Annotated in this window: 1 protein-coding gene; it reads right to left on the bottom strand. The window is 48.0% G+C overall.

All coding sequences use genetic code 11. The annotated features are described in order from the left end of the window. Positions 1 to 246: ATP-binding cassette domain-containing protein (locus BCT81_RS09305; protein ID WP_133152596.1), on the bottom strand; the 246-nt coding region annotated here is incomplete at both ends.

The raw sequence follows: 246 nt of genomic DNA, 5'->3' as shown, positions 1-246 counted from the left end.
GTCTTCTTCGCTCATTTCAGGCAAAGAGTAAATACGGTCACGCTCTTGTTTTACTTCCCATAACTTTCTGTCGCCCATGATCACAACGTCGATTACGCTGTACTGCTCAAAAGCAAACTGATCTTGGCTCAATACGCCCAGTTTTTCCCCAGGAGTAATGGAAACGTTGCCTGAGCTCGGCGCTAGCGCACCACTTAGGATTTTCATGAACGTCGATTTGCCGCAACCATTGGCGCCAATCAAACC

Source organism: Vibrio sp. 10N.261.52.A1, from assembly GCF_002876325.1.
In the GTDB taxonomy this organism is placed as follows: Bacteria; Pseudomonadota; Gammaproteobacteria; order Enterobacterales; family Vibrionaceae; genus Vibrio; species Vibrio chagasii.
This window is presented reverse-complemented; position numbering and strand designations above follow the sequence as displayed.